Source organism: Micromonospora sp. DT48 (assembly GCF_049844495.1).
Taxonomy (GTDB): Bacteria; Actinomycetota; Actinomycetes; order Mycobacteriales; family Micromonosporaceae; genus Micromonospora.
Window position 1 is genome coordinate 1 of sequence record NZ_JBNCLE010000050.1, and the last position, 1,468, is coordinate 1,468.

General features: G+C 69.7%; 1 protein-coding gene. It reads right to left on the bottom strand.

Translation table 11 applies throughout. The features are described 5' to 3' along the window. Window positions 1-23 precede the first annotated feature (23 nt). Window positions 24-1,229 (bottom strand): IS110 family transposase, encoded by a 1,206-nt coding sequence (locus tag ACLQ2S_RS27105; protein WP_425703806.1) that lies wholly within the window; start codon window positions 1,227-1,229, stop codon window positions 24-26. Between the last annotated feature and the right edge of the window lie 239 nt (window positions 1,230-1,468).

Below are 1,468 nucleotides of genomic sequence, written 5' to 3' on the forward strand. Positions count from 1 at the left end.
GGGGGGTGTCCCTATGGGTTGTGTCAAGCGGCGAGGCGGGGTTCGGCCGCCGTTTTGGGCTGGTATGGCCGTTGGGCGCGGAGCATGGCGTGGAGGACGTCGACGCGGCGGCGGGCGAGGCAGATGATGGCGGCGTTGTGTTTCTTGCCCTCAGCGCGTTTGCGGTCGTAGTAGGCGCGGCTGAGCGGGTCGGCGAGTGCGGCGAACGCGGACAGGAAGAACGCGCGTTTCAGCTGCTTGTTGCCGCCCTTTGGTGGGTGCTCGCCACGGATGCTGGTGCCGGAGCGGCGGGTGACCGGGGCCAGGCCGGCGTAGGCGGCCAGGTGGCCGGAGGTGGGGAACGAGCTGCCGTCGCCGACTTCGAGCAGGATGCGGGCTGCGGTCCTGACGCCGATGCCGGGCATCGAGGTCAGGACCGGGGCAAGAGGGTGCGCATCAAGCATCCCCTCGACCTGTTCGGCGACCTGGTCGCGTTGGCGCAGCAGGTCACGCAGGTTGTCGGCGAGTCGGGGAAGGACGGTCTCGGCGGCGGTGGTGCCAGGCACGATCACGGTCTGCGCGTCGAGAGCGGTGAAGATCTGTTCAACCAGGCGGGTGCCCATGCGTGGCGCGCGGGCCTTGACGATCTCGGTGAGTTTCGTCCGGCCTGCCTTGCGGAGTCCGGTGGGTCCGCCGCACCGCGAGATGGCTTCCAGGACAGCGGGGTGCTGCAGTTTCGGTCCCAGGACGCGTTCCAGGGGTGGGTGGATCTGGGTGAGCAGGCCCCGGATGCGGTTGCCCACGCGGGTGACCTCACCGGCGAGGTCGTCGTCGTAGCCGACCATCACTTCCAGTTCGGCGAGTGCCTCGTCGCCGGTGTCAACCCGACGCAGCGTGTGGGGCAGGGTGCGGGCGGCGTCGGCGATGACGTAGGCGTCGCGGGCGTCGGTCTTCGCGGTGCCGGGGTGCAGGTCGGCCAGCCGGCGCATGACCAAACCGGGCAGGTAGGCCACCTGGTGGCCACAAGCACGAGCCACCGCGACCGGCAGCGCGCCGATCGACGCGGGCTGGTCGACCACCACCAGAACCTTGCCGTGACGGCCGAGTTTGTCGAACAGCTTCCGCAGCCCGGCCTCGGTGTTCGGCAGCGTCGCGTCGTGCAGCCGCCTGCCGTCGCGGTTCAACGCGACCGCGTGGTGGCCTTCCTTGCCGACATCGAGTCCGATGAAGACGCCGAACCCGTCGTACACAGCCTGCCCTCCTCACCGCGATGCCTGGCTCAGCCGCTGGTCACAGCGCCGGACTGCCGGCATCCACGTTACGGAGAGACCTACCCCGGACGGGGGTGGCCGGGTCCCTATCAGCGGTCCACCGACGCCACCCGGCCCGGCGACAACACCCCCCGGATCATCCAAACGACAGGGGCAGTCAGTCATACCGAGCCGGGCGACCGAGCCGTCCCCGGCTGGGGACGATCAAAAAGGTAACG